This is a genomic window from Amycolatopsis sp. NPDC049159, assembly GCF_040648295.1.
GTDB lineage: Bacteria > Actinomycetota > Actinomycetes > Mycobacteriales > Pseudonocardiaceae > Amycolatopsis > Amycolatopsis pretoriensis_A.
The window spans coordinates 249,861-264,916 of the sequence record NZ_JBEZDL010000015.1 but is presented as its reverse complement, the minus strand read 5'-3'; the positions used below and the strand labels follow the sequence as shown (position 1 = coordinate 264,916).

The window sequence follows — 15,056 nt, the reverse complement described above, 5'->3', positions numbered from 1 at the left end:
GATTCGATCGCGGACTTCAGGTCGTTCGCCGACTCCAGCAGCGAGATGCCCGAGTACGCCTTGGTCGAGTCCTTGGTCTCCGCGACCAACGGGTTGCTGATGGCGCCCTACCTCCCCGTGAATCTTTCTTGAACGTCCATCAAAGCACGAAGCCGTCAACGGCCTTTCGGCCACGCGCGCAAGGGGGACGGCGGTTGCCCGACCGCACCCGGAAGTGTGCCCGTGGCCACCCGGGGCCGGACGCCGGAGTGGGGGCACATCGAAGTACTTCCGGGCCCCGACGAGGGGGGGTTGGTCCGGGCCCGTCACCAGAGATCCTTCAGCTGGTTGATGAGGTTCACGACCTGCTCGACCAGTGTCAGGGCGATGACGAACGGACTGATGGCTGCCGCGACGCGCAGCTTCGTCGTCTTCTTCTCCCGGTGGAACTTCCGATGCGCCATGGGCTTCTCCGTGGTTGTGGCCCGCTCGCGCGGACCAGCTACCCCGGGTTTCCCCGGGGCTCCCGAGCCGGTGCCCGGAAGTTGACGGGAAGAAGCCCTGTCGCCCTGCCAGCGTAGCAACAGGCGGCCGCCGAGAGCCCGATTCGCCGTGAACGTGCCCCTCACCGGGTGTCCGGTTTTGTCAGCCGGTGCCCGGCCGTTGCGGCATCCGGTCTAATTCCGCCCCGACCCGGTCACATCGGGCGGCGCAGCGCCGATACGTCCGGCAGGGATCTTCGTCATGGGGGCGGGGAAGTTCACGAGGGGGAACGAATCGTGCTGTTTTCTTCACGCTCGAGCGGCTCGGGAGGGCGGACGGCCGTGGTCGCCGTGCTGGCCGCGGCGCTGGCCACCGCGGTGCCGGGGGTCGCGCACGCCGCGGCGGCGCCGGCCAACGACGACTTCGACAGCCCGGCCGCCGTCGCCGCGCTGCCGTTCACCGCGCAGGAGGACACCGGCGGGGCCACCGAAGCGGCCGACGACCCGGTCTGGTGCGAGGGGGACGCGGCGAGCGGGACGGTCTGGTTCCGGTACACCGCGACCCAGGACGGCCTGCTGCGCGCCACGACGACGGGCAGTGACCACCGCACCGTCCTGTCCGCGAGCACCGGGGCGCGCGGGCACCTGCAGCCCGTGGCCGACGGCTGCGACTACGGGACGGACGCCACCATCACCTTCCGGGCCACCGCGGGGACGACCTACTCCTTCCAGGTCTCCGGTATCGAGACCCCGGGCGGCGCGCTGTCGTTCGCGCTCGACACGATCGCGCCGGCGGCCAACGACGCCTTCGCCGACGCCGAGCCGGTGACCGCCCTGCCGTTCACGCGGCAGCCGGACCTCTCGCTCGCCTCGACCGAGGCCGGGGAGCCGGCGTCGACCTGCGTGGACGACGAGGCCCAGCCCTCGGTCTGGTACTCCCTGCCGGCAGCGGACGCGGCGCGCTCGCTCACCGCGCGGGTCGACGGGGCCGCCGCCGTCACCGTGTACGCCGGGAACTCGCTGGCGGAGCTGACGCAGGTCACGTGCAAGCGGAGCTCCGGCGACCCGGTCGCGTTCGGGGCGGCGGCCGGCACCCGCTACGCCGTCCGCGTGACCGGGCCCCACCGCGGCTACGGGCCGGTCGAGCTGGAACTGGCCACGGCGCCGCCGCTGGACCCGTACGTGTACGTGTCGCCGACGTCCGCGACCGTGTTCGGCAACGTCGGCTTCTCCGCGTCTTCGTACCAGGCGATCGACCGGCCGCTCGGCGGGACGTGGGACTTCGGCGACGGCAAGTCGGCCCCGGTCGGCGAGGACACCGTGTACCACCGCTACGCGGCCGACGGCGTCTACCCGGCCGCGCTCCACGCGAAGTCGCCCGACGGGCGCACCAAGACGGTCGACGTCCCGATCACGGTGCTCACGCACGACGTCGGGATCGCCAAGTTCGTCGTGCCCACCTCGGCGCGGCAGGGGGAAAGCAAGCCGATCTCCGTGGACGTGACCAACACGCGGTATGCCGAGACGGTCACAGTCGCGCTGTCCAAGCTGTCCGGGGACTCCTGGACCGACGTCGGCCAGCTCACGCTCCAGGTGCCCGCGCGGGCCACCGGCAAGGTCCGGTTCCCCTTCTCCTACACCTTCGGCCCCGGCGACGCGCTGTCCGGCAAGGTCGCGTTCCGCGCCGACGTCCGGCTGCAGTACCCGGCGGAAGACGCCTTCCCGGCGGACAACACGGCGGTCTCCATCGCCACCACCGTCAAGCCGCCCGCCACGCGCATCGCCGCCGTCTGACCAGGGGGAACACCATGAAACCGTCCATCCGCCCGCTGCTCGCGGGCCTCGTGGCCGCCACGGCCGCGCTGCTGGCTCCCGGCGTCGCCCACGCGGCGGCGCCGTCCAACGACGACTTCGGGTCCGCCACGCCCGTCACCGCGCTGCCGTTCCAGGCGTCCCAGGACGCCCGCGAGGCGACGACCGCGCCCGGCGACCCGACGCCGTGCGGGACCTACACCACCTGGAACGTCTGGTACGACTACACCGCCGCCGCGGACGCGATCGTCCGGGTGACGCCGTCGTCGAGCACCTCCTCGCGGCCGTTCGTCGCGGTCTACACCGGTGACCGCGGGGCGCTGACGCAGGTGCCGGGCGCCTGCGCGGCGTGGAGCAACCCCGGCTCGGCGACGTTCCACGCCACCGCCGGGACGACCTACCACGTCCTGCTCGCCCAGCAGTACAACCAGGGCGACCTGACCGTCGGGTTCGCCGCGGTGCCGCCGGCGCCGAACGACGACTTCGCGACCGGCCCGGCGGTCACGGTGCCCGGGCAGTACGCCGGCGACCTGACGGTGGCTTCGGCCGAGCCCGGCGAGGTCAAGCCGAGCTGCGACCCGGCCGCCGAGCGGTCCGTGTGGTTCCGGTTCACCCCGGACCGCACCCGGCCGGTGAGCGTGCGGGCGATGTACGACTGGGGCCCGGGCATCACGGTGTACCGCGGCACGGCCGCGGACGCGCTGTCCGAAGTGGACTGCGTGGCCTCCGGCGACCGCCGCCCGGCCGTGTTCTCCGGCGTCGCCGGGGAGACGTACCGGATCCGCGTCGCCGACGATGTCGACGCCGCGTCGCTGTACAACATCGAACTCGAGGTGGCGCCGCCCCTTTCGCCGTGGGTCAACACCTACCCCGACACCCCGACGGTGTACTCCGACGTCACCATGACCCCGTCCACCGGCGACAGCCTGAACCGGCCGTTCGTCAGCGGCGAGGTGCGCTTCGGTGACGGCGGCTCGGCCCCCATCACCGGCGCGCCCATCACCCACCGCTACGCGGCCGACGGCACCTACCGGGTCGAGGTGACCGGGTCGACCGCCGACGGCCGCACCGGAACCGGCGCCGGCACGCTGAAGGTCGAAACGCACGACGTCGCGCTGTCGGACTTCGTCGTGCCGGCCAAGGCGAGGGTCGACGACACCAAGCAGATCAAGGTGTCGGTGGCGAACGCCCGCTACGACGAGACCGTCACGGTCACGCTGTACCGGCTGAACGACCAGGGCACCTACTACCAGCAGGTCGGGCAGTCGGAGCAGTGGGTGCCGGCGGCGGCGGGCCGCAAGACGGTGTTCCCCTTCGCGTACACGTACACGGCGGCGGACGTCGCGGCGGGCAAGGCGGCGTTCAAGGTCGTCGCGAGCATCGACGCCCCCTACCCCGGCGACGCCCGTCCCGAGGACAACGAGCTGCTCGGCACGACGGCGGTCCGCACCCGCTGACCCCGGCGCCGGTGTCCGCGAACCGGGCACCGGCGTCAGGCCGACGGGCCCTGGCCGGGGTTTTCCTGGAGCTTGCGCCGCCGGGACGCCCACCGCTGGGTCTCGGAGGTGACGATCTCGTCGACGGCGGCGAGCAGCGCCCGCCGGTCCGCCTCGCCGCGGCGGTCTTCGGGGAGCAGGCGGTACTGGTGGACGACGCGCCGCAGCTCCGACCAGCGGCCGATGAACTCGACCCAGTTCTCGTGCCAGTCGAAGGACCGCCGCAACCCGGTGACGACCAGGGTGGTGGCGGCCAGCACGGCGGTCACCCAGGCGACGGCCCCGAGCGCGGCGGCGACGGTGGTGGCCGCGGAGCCGAGCAGCAAGGCGACCTCGGTGACGCGGTTCGCCAGCCGGTTCCGGTCGGCGTTGCGCCGGTACCAGCCGAGCTCCCGCAGCGCGACGGCCAGCGCGGGATCCGGCTCATCCCACGGATCAACGGCGCCCTCGGCGCGCGAACTACCCGAATCCATGGCGCGACAGTAGCGCCTCGAGCAGCCTTCACCGGACCATCGGCACCATCGCGTCGGCCACGCCGGGCCAGGTGGGCTCCGAGCCGGCCCGGCGTCCTCCCCGGAACCTCCCGCGTCAGAGCCGCGGGAACAGCTTCGAGCAGTTGCGGCTCGTCAGCTCCCGCCACGTCGTCCCCGGCGGCTGCGGGGCCGCGTCGATGCTCGCCAGCTGGGCGTCCACCGCCGCTGGTGGGGTCCAGCAGAAGTCGCTGCCGTACAGCAGCCGGTCGGTGCCGAACGCGCGCTCGAACGCCGGGACCTGGTGCGGGAACGGGGTTCCCGCGATGTCGAACCACAGCTCGCCGATCTGCTCGGGCACCGGCCGCCCGCCGGACTCCCCCGCGAACGCCGTGCGGAACAGCTCCAGACGCTCGGCCAGCAGCGGCAGCACCCCGCCGCCGTGGGTGAAGATCCACCGGATCCCCGGGTAGCGCGCCGCCACGCCCGCGAAGACCAGGTCGCTCACCGCACGGCCGGTGTCGTAGAGGAACTCCAGCATCGGCCGCGGCCTGCCGAGCGCGATCTCCGCCGCGTGCGGCGGTGACGTGGGGTGCACGAACACCGGCGTCCCGCGGCGGTCCAGCTCCGTCCACAAGGGAGCGAACGCCGGGTCGCCGAGGTAGCGGCCGGCCGCGTTGGTCTCGATCGTGACACCGTCGCAGCCCAGTTCTTCGACGGCGTGAGCGATTTCGGCCAGCGCACCGTCCACATCAGGCAGGGGCAGGGACGCGAAGTGCCCGAACCGGTCCGGGTGGGCTCGACGGACCTCCGCGCCGGTGTCGTTGACGTGCCGCGCGAGCGTCCGCGCCGCGGCGTCGTCGCCGAAGTGGACGCCCGGCGACGAGATCGACAGCAGGGAAACCCCGATGCCCCAGCGGTCCATCAGTGCGAGGTGCCGCGCGGAGTCCCAGGTGGGCCAGCCGGGCATGCCGTCCGGCGAGCCGTGCCCGGCCGCGATCGCGGCTTCGACGTACCCCGGGGTGAGGAAGTGCGCGTGGACGTCGACCAGCCCGCTCACGCGACCACCTCGCCGGCCGCCCAGACGCGGCGGACCTTCGCCGTCGCCGTGATGTCCCGGGTCGGGTCGCCGTCGACGAGCACCAGATCCGCCCGCAGCCCTTCCCGCACGGCGCCGCGGTCAGCGAACCCGAAGTGCCGGGCCGGCAGCTCGGTGGCCGCACGCAGGACGTCCACTTCGGACAGCCCGGCGCCGGCCAGCAGCACCAGCTCGTCGTGCAGGCTCGCACCCTGCACGACCGGGAAGGGCAGCATCGGCGCGGAAAACGCGTCCGTGCCCGCGAGGATCGGCACGCCGGCCGCGTGCAACGCCGCGACCGAGCCGCGACTGGCCTCGTACCCCTCGGCGCCGAGCTTGGTCGTCAGCGCCGCCATCATCGTCAGCGTGGGCACGGCGACCTGGCCCTGCGCCGCCATCCGGGCCGCGGTCTCGGCGTCGAGGACGCCGTCGCGCGGGACGTGCGTGACGACGTCCGCCCCGGCCCGCACGGCGCGGCGGTAGGCGTCGACCGACGAGGCGTGGGCGACGGTGAGCTTGCCGTGCGCCTTGCCTTCGGCGACGACGGCGTCGATGGTCGCCTGGCCGAGCAGGTCGCCCTCGATGACGACCTTGATGTAGTCGGAGCCCTCGGCGACACGGTGCGCGACGAACCCCGCCGCCTGCCCGGGTGCGGTGAGGATCGCCTCCGCGGGCATGCCGGGCATCTTCGCGTGGTTGCCGCCCGGTCCGATCGCGGGCACGCCCGCGCTGCGGATGTCGGGCACCCGGCCGCGGAAGGACTCGACGCGCTCGCGGGGCCAGCACGCCATGTCGAGCGCGGTGGTGATCCCGTGCGCGGCGAGCGCGCTCAGGTCGTCCGGGGTGAGCAGGTGGACGTGGGCGTCGAAGAGGCCGGGCAGCAGCGTGGCGCCGGCGCAGCCGACGACTTCGGCACCGGCCGCGTCGCCGCCGAGCACCGCGCCGTCGAGCACGACCGTCGTGGGTTCGGTCAGGCCGGTGCCGTCGAAGACGCGCACGCCGGTCAAAGCGGTCTTGGTCATGAGTCCTTCCCGGGTAGCCAGGTGGGGAGCGAGTCGTGGATCCCGGCCGGGCTCACGAGGCGGGCTCGACGCCGAAGCTGGACTCCATCACGATCTCCCGCGTCCGGTTGATGTGCGCTTCGAACCGCTCGACCGCCAGGTCGGGGTCGTGCGCCAAGGCCGCGTCCACGAGGCCCTGGTGCTCGCCCGCGACGTCGCGGTGCCGTTCTTCGCCGCCGGGACCGGACCAGGCGCGGTAGAGCTCGGCCGCGTCGGAGAGCCGGGTGCAGATGTCGAGCAGCACCGCGTTGCCGCACGCCTTGATCAGCGTGTGGTGGAACTCCAGGTGCGCGCGGGCCCACTCCTCGTTGCGCCGCACGGGCGGCCCGGTCAGGAGCATCGGCTGCCCGGCGAGCCGGTGGTGCGCGGCCAGTACCTCGGACTCCCAGGTGACGCCGCCGCGCTGCACCGAAAGCCGCAGCGCCGAGCCTTCGTTGATCGCCCGCGCCTCGGTGAGGTCGGCGAGCGCCTGCATCGACAGCGGCGTCACGCGGAACCCGCGGTTGCGGTCGACCTGCACGAGGTCCTTGGCCGCCAGCAGGCCCAGCGCTTCGCGCACGACACTGAGGCTGACCCCGAACTCGGTGCTCAGGTCGGCCGGCTTCAGCCGCTCTCCCGGGACCAGTTCGCCGTTGAGGACCGCCGATCGCAGCCGGGAGTACACCGACACGGCCAGGCTTTCGCCACCCGCTCTCTTCGCCATGCCGAGACGGTAACACACTCTCCACACAAGAATCGATTCTTACCTTGACAGTCGGATATTGCGAGCAGAGTATGAGGTGGCATCGGCCCCTCGATCGAAAGGCCTTCAATGCGGATCGCCAACCTCGCCGGCCGGCTCGTCCTCCTCACGGGGGACGGGGCCGTCGACGTCGAGCGCGCCAGTGCGCAGCGCTTCTCCGCCGACCCCCACGCCGTCTACGCCCGCTGGGACGAGTTCACCGAATGGGCGGCCGGTCGCCCGGCCACCGGAGCCGAAGCGTTCGACGAGGCCGCGCTGCGGGCGCCGTCGCCGACGCCGTCGCAGGTCTTCGGCGTCGGGCTGAACTACCGCGACCACGCGGCCGAGTCCGGCCTCGGCCTGCCGGACGCCCCCGCCGTGTTCACGAAGTTCCCCAGCTGCCTCACCGGACCGTACGGCGGGATCGCGCTCACCGGGTCCACTGTGGACTGGGAGGTCGAGCTCGTCGCCGTCATCGGCCGCGAGGCGCGCAACGTGCCCGCCGAGCGCGGCTGGGAGCACGTCGCCGGGCTGACCGCCGGCCAGGACCTCTCCGACCGGACGGTGCAGCTGGCCGGCCCGGCCCCGCAGTTCAGCCTCGGCAAGTCCGCGCCCGGCTTCGGGCCGACCGGGCCGTGGCTGGTCACCCCGGACGAGTTCGCCGACCGCGACAACCTCGAGCTCAGCTGTGCGGTCAACGGCGAGTCCGTGCAGAAGGGCCGCACCAGCGACCTCGTCTTCTCGGTGCCCGAGCTGGTCGCGCGGCTCTCGGCCACCCTGCCGCTGCGGCCAGGCGACGTGATCTTCACCGGCACCCCGGCCGGCGTCGGCGTGGCCCGCAGCCCGCAGCGGTTCCTGGCCGCCGGCGACGAACTCGTCACCACGGTCGAAGGCATCGGCTCGATGCGCCACCGGTTCACCGAGCCGGCATGACCACCGTGGACGCGAACCGGTTCCGCGCGGTGATGGCCGCGGTCTGCGCGCCGGTCACGGTCGTCACCACGACCGCCGCGGACGGCCCGCGGGGCGCCACCGTCAGCTCGTTCACCTCGCTCTCCCTCGACCCGCCGCTGGTGAGCGTCGCGTTCGACCGGCGATCGGCGCTGCTGGCCGAGATCCTCGACGCGGGCCGGTTCGGCGTGAACCTGCTCGGCCAGGGCCAGGACGACCTCGCCGTCCGCTTCGCCACCCGCGGCGCCGACCGCTTCGGCGGCGAGACCGCCTGGTTCACCGACGACCGCCTGCCCCGGCTGCGCGACGCCGCCGGCTGGGTGGCCTGCGACCTGGAGCGGTCGTCGAGGCCGGCGACCACCTCCTGCTGTTCGGCCTGGTCACCGCGCTCGGCCGGGCCGAGCTGCCACCGCTCGTCTACGCCCACCGCACGTTCGGCACCCACTCCCGCTACGCCGAGCGGCCGCGCCCGCTCATCACCGACCAGATCGCCGCCTGCGCCCGCTGACCCGCCTCGGAAGGACACCGCCGTCATGACCCTCGCGACCGAACAGCCCGCGCCCACCCTCGACCAGCTCCTCGCCCGCATCGCCGACATCCGGCCGCTGCTGGAGAAGAACGCCGCCCAGGGGGAGGCCGACCGGCGCGTCGTCGAAGAGAGCATCGCCGCGCTGACCGACGTCGGCGCGTTCAAAATCGCCCAGCCCCGCCGCTACGGCGGGTACGGGCTCCCGGTCCGCGCGATGCTCGACGTTTCCGCCGCGGTCGCCGAAGCCGACGGCGGCACCGCCTGGGTCGTCGCGCTGAGCAACGTCTGCGCGTGGCTCGCCGGCCTGTTCAGCCGGCAGGCGCAGGACGACATCTGGGGCGCGAACCCCGGCGCGAAGGTGTCCGGTGTGCTCGCCCCGACCGCCGAAACGACCAAAGTGGACGGTGGACGGCGCGTCACCGGCCGCTGGTACTACAACTCCGGCTCCTGGCACGCCGACTGGGCCGCGCTCGGCATCCCGCTGACCGACGAGCGCGGCGAGGTCGTCGACCAGGGCATGGCCCTGCTCCCCCGCACCGAGCTCGGTTTCGAGGACACGTGGTTCGTCGCCGGGATGCGCTCGTCGGGGTCCAACTGCCTGATCGCCGACGACGTCTTCGTGCCCGAAAACCGCGTGATGTCGGTGCCACCCGCCATCGGCGGGCAGTACGCGGTCGACGCGCCCGAGGAGGACGTGTTCCGCGCCGCGCTCGTCCCCGTGCTCACGCTCGTGCTGGCCGGCCCGCAGCTCGGTCTCGGCCGCAAGGCGCTGGAGCTGGTGCGCGAAAAGGCGCCCCGCAAAGCGATCTCGTACACGACGTACGCGACCCAGGCCGACTCCGTGGCCTTCCAGCTGCAGCTCGCCGAAGCAGCGCTGCGGATCGACACCGCGCACCTGCACGCCTACCGGGCGGCCGACGACATCGACGCGGCGTCGGCGGCGGGCACCTACCCCGGCGTCGAAGCCCGCGCCCGGACCCGCGCCGACACCGGCTGGGCGGTCGAGAACATCACCCGCGCGATCGACGTCCTGCTCTCCGCACACGGCGCGGGCAGCTTCGCCGACGTCAACCCGCTGCAGCGGATCTGGCGCGACTCGGCGGTCGCCGCCCGGCACGCGATCGTGCTGCCCGCGGTCAACTACGAGGTCTACGGCAAGGCCCTGCTCGGCCGCGACGACCAGATCACCCCGCTCGTCTGAGCCCCGGAGGAACCGGCATGAGCCTGCACCGCCTCACCAAGATCACCATCGGCGTCCCGGACGTCGACGAAACCGCCAAGTACTACACGGAATTCGGCCTGACGCCGACCGATTCCGGCTTCGCCACCGCCGACGGCGGCGAGCAGCTGGAGCTGCGCCGGACCCGGCAGCGCCGGCTGCTGACCCTCGGTATCGGCGCCGACGACCCCGACGACCTGGGCCGCATCACCGCGTCGCTGGCGCGCCTCGACGTCGAAAGCCGCGTCGAAGGCGACGAACTGCACACGAAGGACCCGGTCACCGGGCTCGACGTCGTCGTTTCGGTCGCGCCCCGCCTGCGTCAGGAACCGCCGGAACCCGTGGCCTACAACCAGCCCGGCTCGGTGCGGCGCGCGAACGTCCGAGCTCCCGGGATCGACCGCGAGCCGCCGGTGCGGCCGCGCAAGCTCGGCCACGTCGTGTTCGGCTCGACCGACCAGGCGGCGACCCAGCGGTTCTTCACCGAGGGCCTGGGCTTCAAGGTCAGCGACGAAGCCCCGGGGCTGGCCGCGTTCATGCGCTGCTCCACGGATCACCACAACGTGCTGGTGTAGCAGGCGCCGGTGAGCTTCCTGCACCACACGTCGTGGGAGGTCGACGACGTCGACGAGGTCGGCCGCGGCGCCACCGCGATGCTGCAGGGCCACCCGGAACGCCACACGTGGGGCCTGGGCCGGCACTACATCGGCTCGAACTTCTTCTGGTACCTGCGCGACCCGGCCGGGAACTTCTCCGAGTACTACTCCGACATCGACTGCATCCTCGAGGACCAGCTCTGGGAACCCCGCGTCGTCGCCGGGGAGAAGAGCCTGTACGCGTGGGGCCCACCGCCCCCGCCGTCGTTCCTCGCACCGGAAGACCTGGCGGAGCTGATGACCGACGCCCACGACGGCGCTTGAGCAAGCTGGACGGCGATCCCGCCGAGTTCGGGTGCCGAGCCGCTCAGGCTTGCAGGTGCATCGACTGCAGCGCCTGGTAAGCGGTCAGCCCCTCCGGGCCCAGCTCCCGGCCCAGCCCCGAATCCTTCACCCCGCCGAAAGGAGCCGCCGGGTCGACCGTGTACGTGTTCACGCCGATCGTTCCCGTGCGGATCCGGCTCGCGACCGCCTGGCCGCGGGCCGGGTCCGTGGTCCAGACCGTGCCGCCGAGGCCGTACGGGGAGTCGTTCGCGAGGGTGATCGCCTCTTCGTCGGTCTCGTACTTGATGATCGACAGGACCGGGCCGAAGATCTCCTCGCGGGCGATCGTCGAGTGGTTGTCCACGTCGGCGAACACCGTCGGCTCGACGAACCAGCCGCGGGGCTGCCCGGCCGGGCAGCCGCCGCCGGTGGTCAGGCGGGCGCCTTCGGCCAGGCCCTTCGCGATGTAGCCCTCGACGCGCTCGCGCTGGGCCGCCGAGGCCAGCGGGCCGATCTGGGTGGCCGGGTCGAGGGCGTCGCCCACCGCGAGGCCGGCCGCGAAGCCGGTGAACGTCTCGACGATCTCGTCGTAGCGGCTCGCCGGCGCCAGGATGCGGGTGGTCAGGTGGCAGGTCTGGCCGTTGTTGACCATCGTCGACAGGAACAGGTCTTGCGGGTTCGCGCTCAGGTCGGCGTCGTCCAGCACGATCGCCGCGGACTTGCCGCCCAGCTCGAGCGTCACCGGGCGCAGCAGCCTGCCGCACGTCTCGGCGATCTGCCGGCCGGCCGCCGTCGAGCCGGTGAACGCGACCTTGTCGACGCCCGGGTGCGACACCAGGTGGGCGCCGCCCTCGCGGCCGCTCTGCACGACGTTGATCACCCCCGGCGGGAAGCCGGCCTCGTCGACCGCCTCGGCGAACAGCTGCGCGTCCAGCACCGTGCCCGGACTCGGCTTCAGGACCAGCGTGCACCCCGCCGCGAGCGCCGGGCCGAGCTTGAACGCGGCCAGCGTCATCGGCAGGTTCCACGGCACGATCGCGCCGACCACCCCGACCGGCGTCCGCCGCACGCGGACCTTGCCGCCCAGCAGCCCGTCGCGGGCCTCGTCGAGCACCGCGGTCCGGATCAGGCCCGCGTAGTAGCGCAGGATCAGCTGCGGGAACCCGCCCTCGACGGCGTTGGCGATCGAGATCGGCAGGCCGTTCTGGCTGCTCACCCGCCGCGCCGTCTCCCCGGCCCGCGCGTCGAGCGCGACCGCCAGCCGCTCCATCACCGCCGCGCGCTCGGCCGGCTCCCAGGAGCTCCAGCCGACCGGGTCGTCGAACGCGGTCCGGGCCGCCGCCACCGCCGCGTCGATGTCGGCTTCGGCCGCTTCCGGCACCCGGCCGATGACCTGCTCCGTGCTGGCCGAAACGACCTCGATCGTCCGGGCCGAAGAAGGCGCGACCCACTTGCCGCCGATGTACAGGGATTCGTAGACCAGCTCCACGGTCCGACTCCGTCCTTCGACCACCGACGCGGGCATTGCCGCCAGTAAAGCAGCGCCGGGGGAAGGCCGATTATCCGTTCGTGCGGTGCTGCGGACGCCATGCGCCCGCGGCCCGGAAGGACGCGATCCGGATCCGCAGCCCGCGCAGGTGGACCAGGTCGACGGCGAAGCCGGGCTCGGCCACCCGGCACGGACCCGCGAAGTGGACGGACTCGTCCTCGGCGTCGTAGCGCGGCTCGGACCACACGGCCGCTTCGCCCGCCTCGGCGTCCCGGCGGCCGCGGGCCAGCCAGTAGACCGGCAGCTTCATCACTTCGCCCAGCACCTTGTCCAACGCGGCGAGGTCGGTCTCCGCGACCGCGAACCCGCGGCCGTCCGACACGAGCGGCGCCGACACGGCGTGGGTGAACGTCGCGGTGTCGCCGGACGCGGTGATCGTCCAGTCGGCCACGGTGGTGCGGGTGGGCATGACGGCTCCCTGCGGTCGCGGCCCCCAGGTCGGCACACCGTAAACGATCACCTCGGTCCCCCGGCCGAACCGCGCCACGTGTTCAGCTTCCGTTCACCGGATGAACACCTCGTCGCCGAAGTTGTGTCAGGCTAGTTCCCATGTACGCCGAAGCACCGCGGTCCGTGACCGACCTGGCCGCGGACCCGGACTGGGTGGTGACCCGCACCGGCACGACCGGGCAGTGGCTCACCGCCGAACGCGCTCTCGACCGCAACGGCGACCGGCGGCTCCTCGGCCTCACCCCGATCCGCCCCGGCACGGTGGCGCTGATGCTGTGGTCCGGCGGCGACGTCGTCGAGCACTTCCGCGGCAGCGAGGCCGAGGCCTGCACGACGGCGCTGCGGTGGGCGGCCGAGTTCCTGGCCGGCGAGCGGTAGGCCCGGCGCCGCCCGGCGTACACCGGGAATTCGGCCGGAACCGGGGAAGAAGCCGGCTGCGCCCGGTACGTTGCCCCGCGTGAAGACGAAGCTGCCCGCCGCGCTGTTCCTGTCCGCCGCGCTCACCGCCGCGCTGAGCACCCCCGCCACCGCCGCGACCGGCGGCCGCGAGCTCGCGCCGGGCGTGACGGTCTACACCACCTTCACCGGCGAAGGCACCGGCCACAACACCTGGACGATCACCGCGCAGGTGCCCGGCGGGTCGAGCCCCGACCCCGACGCGCCACCGTCCGCGCTCGGCACCCGCGAGCACGCCGACGCGCTCGTGACGTCGCTGCGGGCCAAGGGTTTCGACGCGCGTGCCGAGCGGGTCGACTGGCCCGCGTTCGCCGACACGCCCCGGGGCCCGCTCGGCTGGCGGGTGCGCGTCGGCTCCTTCACCGACCGGGCGCAGGCGGCCGCCACCGCGAGCGCGATGAGCGCGAACGGCTTCGGCGGTGGCGTCGAGTGGACCGGGCAGGACGGCCCCGAAGCCGGCGGCCCGCAGCGCGTGCGCGTCGCCGTCGTCGACCCGAAGCGGTTCACCGGGCGGGTCGCGGCCTCGCACGGGGAGTCCGTGGCGGGGCGGCGCACGACGTCGGCGCTGTCCGCCGCCGCCGGGGCGCTGGTCGGGGCCAACGGCGGGTTCTTCGTCATCGACCCGCGCGACGGCATCCCCGGCGAGCCCGCCGGCGCCGGCGTCTACCAGGGGCTGCTGCAGAGCGAGGCCACCACCGGACGGCCCGCCCTGCTGCTGGGCGAACGCCCGTCGATCGGCGTCCCGCGCACCGCGGTCACCGTCGGCGGCCACCCCGTGAACGGCGTCAACCGCAAGCCGGGCGTGATCCGCAACTGCGGCGAGCCCGGCGACGTCCCGACCGACCGGCCGCTGCACGACACGACCTGCACCCACCCGGACGAGCTGGTGCTGTTCACCCCGCAGCTCGGCACCCCCACCCCGGCGGGTGACGGCGTCGAAGCCGTGCTCGACGCCCGCGACGTCGTCACCGCGCTGCGGCCCCCGGGCGGCGACGTGCCGGCGGCCGGCCACACGGTCCAGGGCACCGGCGCGGCGGCGACGTGGCTGACCGCGCACGCGCGGCCGGGCACCCGGCTGCGCGTCGACACGCGGATCTTCGCGGACGGCCACCCGGTCCACCCGGCGGGCGTGGTCAACGGCGGCCCGTGGCTGGTCCGCAACGGCCGGGTGTCGGTGAACGCGGCGGCGGACGGCATCGTGCACCCCGGCGACCCGTCGTTCGTCTACGGCTGGGGCGTCAAGCGCAACCCGCGCACGATGGTCGGCCTCGACCGCCGCGGCCGCCTGCTGATCGTCACCGCCGACGGCCGCCAGCCGGGCTACAGCGAGGGGTTGTCGCTGGTGGAGGGCGCCGAGCTGCTGAAGCGCCTGGGCGCGGTGGAGGCGATCAACCTCGACGGCGGCGGCTCGACGGCGATGGCGATCGACGGCAAACTCGTCAGCTCACCCTCGGACGCGACGGGCGAGCGCCCGGTCGGCGACGCGGTCGTGGTGCTGCCCCGCCGCTGACCGAAGTCCGGTGTTCACCTGCGATTCACCTTCCGGCCGTCTCACGGGGCATGTTCCCGGTACGACGGCAACCGGAAGGTGAACGATGAGCACGCTCGACACGATGGCTTCCGCAGCGCTCGACACCCACTTCGCCCAGCTGGAGGACCGCTTGGGCCACGACTACGCGAACATCGCCCGCCCCCGCCTGCACGACTTGGTCGACCACGAACGAGCCCGCTTCGCCGGGGCGCGCATCCACGCGTTCGTGCCGATCCTGGTGGAACGAGCGGTCCGGGCGGCGCTGGGGACGCGCTGAGACAGGCTTGACGACTGAGACCGGCCAGCGGGGGGACGGCCCGGTCGCGGGAGGCGGCGATGAACGCGCGGTGGG

General features: G+C 73.4%; 16 protein-coding genes. 9 read left to right on the top strand and 7 right to left on the bottom strand.

All coding sequences use genetic code 11. The features are described 5' to 3' along the window. Positions 1–305: 305 nt before the first annotated feature. Entirely contained in the window at positions 306–443 is a 138-nt protein-coding gene (locus AB0B33_RS27625) for a hypothetical protein (protein ID WP_360776981.1), read from the bottom strand. Between the two features lie 315 nt (positions 444–758). Here AB0B33_RS27625 and AB0B33_RS27620 point away from each other — a divergent pair, with 315 nt between their 5' ends. Next, positions 759–2,255, top strand: coding sequence for a PKD domain-containing protein (locus AB0B33_RS27620; protein WP_360776979.1), 1,497 nt, complete (start codon positions 759–761; stop codon positions 2,253–2,255). 14 nt (positions 2,256–2,269) lie between these two features. After that, on the top strand, positions 2,270–3,730 hold the full coding sequence (locus AB0B33_RS27615; RefSeq protein ID WP_247022808.1) for a hypothetical protein: 1,461 nt from the start codon (positions 2,270–2,272) through the stop codon (positions 3,728–3,730). 35 nt (positions 3,731–3,765) lie between these two features. On the opposite strand, the gene AB0B33_RS27610 is transcribed toward AB0B33_RS27615, so the two are convergent. From AB0B33_RS27610 to AB0B33_RS27595, 4 genes are all read right to left on the bottom strand, one after another. Further along, positions 3,766–4,242, bottom strand: coding sequence for a DUF4231 domain-containing protein (locus AB0B33_RS27610; RefSeq protein ID WP_360776977.1), 477 nt, complete (start codon positions 4,240–4,242; stop codon positions 3,766–3,768). A gap of 115 nt (positions 4,243–4,357) precedes the next feature. Then, positions 4,358–5,299 (bottom strand): amidohydrolase family protein, encoded by a 942-nt coding sequence (locus AB0B33_RS27605; protein ID WP_360776975.1) that lies wholly within the window; start codon positions 5,297–5,299, stop codon positions 4,358–4,360. Continuing rightward, positions 5,296–6,339 (bottom strand): amidohydrolase family protein, encoded by a 1,044-nt coding sequence (locus tag AB0B33_RS27600; RefSeq protein WP_360776973.1) that lies wholly within the window; start codon positions 6,337–6,339, stop codon positions 5,296–5,298. The genes AB0B33_RS27605 and AB0B33_RS27600 overlap by 4 nt, the downstream gene beginning before the upstream one ends. 52 nt (positions 6,340–6,391) lie before the next feature. After that, positions 6,392–7,081, bottom strand: coding sequence for a GntR family transcriptional regulator (locus AB0B33_RS27595; protein WP_360776971.1), 690 nt, complete (start codon positions 7,079–7,081; stop codon positions 6,392–6,394). A 108-nt stretch (positions 7,082–7,189) separates the two neighbouring features. Between AB0B33_RS27595 and AB0B33_RS27590 the strand changes: the two genes are divergently transcribed. The 4 genes from AB0B33_RS27590 to AB0B33_RS27575 are packed head-to-tail and all read left to right on the top strand — an operon-like array spanning position 7,190 to position 10,718. After that, entirely contained in the window at positions 7,190–8,032 is an 843-nt protein-coding gene (locus AB0B33_RS27590) for a fumarylacetoacetate hydrolase family protein (RefSeq protein WP_360776969.1), read from the top strand. Further along, positions 8,029–9,780, top strand: a complete 1,752-nt coding sequence (locus AB0B33_RS27585; protein WP_360776967.1) for a flavin reductase — start codon at positions 8,029–8,031, stop codon at positions 9,778–9,780. The genes AB0B33_RS27590 and AB0B33_RS27585 overlap by 4 nt, the downstream gene beginning before the upstream one ends. A 17-nt stretch (positions 9,781–9,797) precedes the next feature. Then, entirely contained in the window at positions 9,798–10,373 is a 576-nt protein-coding gene (locus tag AB0B33_RS27580; RefSeq protein WP_360776965.1) for a hypothetical protein, read from the top strand. Between the two features lie 9 nt (positions 10,374–10,382). After that, the gene (locus tag AB0B33_RS27575; RefSeq protein ID WP_360776963.1) at positions 10,383–10,718 is read left to right on the top strand and encodes a hypothetical protein; all 336 of its coding nucleotides are present in this window, start codon (positions 10,383–10,385) and stop codon (positions 10,716–10,718) included. Between the two features lie 43 nt (positions 10,719–10,761). On the opposite strand, the gene AB0B33_RS27570 is transcribed toward AB0B33_RS27575, so the two are convergent. Together AB0B33_RS27570 and AB0B33_RS27565 are read right to left on the bottom strand one after the other, a co-directional pair. Beyond that, a complete protein-coding gene (locus AB0B33_RS27570; protein ID WP_360776961.1) occupies positions 10,762–12,207 on the bottom strand; it encodes an aldehyde dehydrogenase in 1,446 nt (481 codons plus the stop codon). Positions 12,208–12,277: 70 nt separating this feature from the next. Beyond that, on the bottom strand, positions 12,278–12,676 hold the full coding sequence (locus tag AB0B33_RS27565) for a hypothetical protein (protein WP_247022806.1): 399 nt from the start codon (positions 12,674–12,676) through the stop codon (positions 12,278–12,280). A 140-nt stretch (positions 12,677–12,816) separates the two neighbouring features. Here AB0B33_RS27565 and AB0B33_RS27560 point away from each other — a divergent pair, with 140 nt between their 5' ends. From AB0B33_RS27560 to AB0B33_RS27550, 3 genes are all read left to right on the top strand, one after another. Further along, positions 12,817–13,095, top strand: coding sequence for a hypothetical protein (locus AB0B33_RS27560; RefSeq protein WP_360776959.1), 279 nt, complete (start codon positions 12,817–12,819; stop codon positions 13,093–13,095). A gap of 79 nt (positions 13,096–13,174) precedes the next feature. Next, positions 13,175–14,683, top strand: a complete 1,509-nt coding sequence (locus tag AB0B33_RS27555) for a phosphodiester glycosidase family protein (protein WP_360776957.1) — start codon at positions 13,175–13,177, stop codon at positions 14,681–14,683. 85 nt (positions 14,684–14,768) lie between these two features. Next, positions 14,769–14,981: a three-helix bundle dimerization domain-containing protein gene (locus AB0B33_RS27550; protein ID WP_247022803.1), complete on the top strand. Its 213-nt coding sequence runs from the start codon at positions 14,769–14,771 to the stop codon at positions 14,979–14,981. The last annotated feature ends 75 nt before the right edge of the window (positions 14,982–15,056 follow it).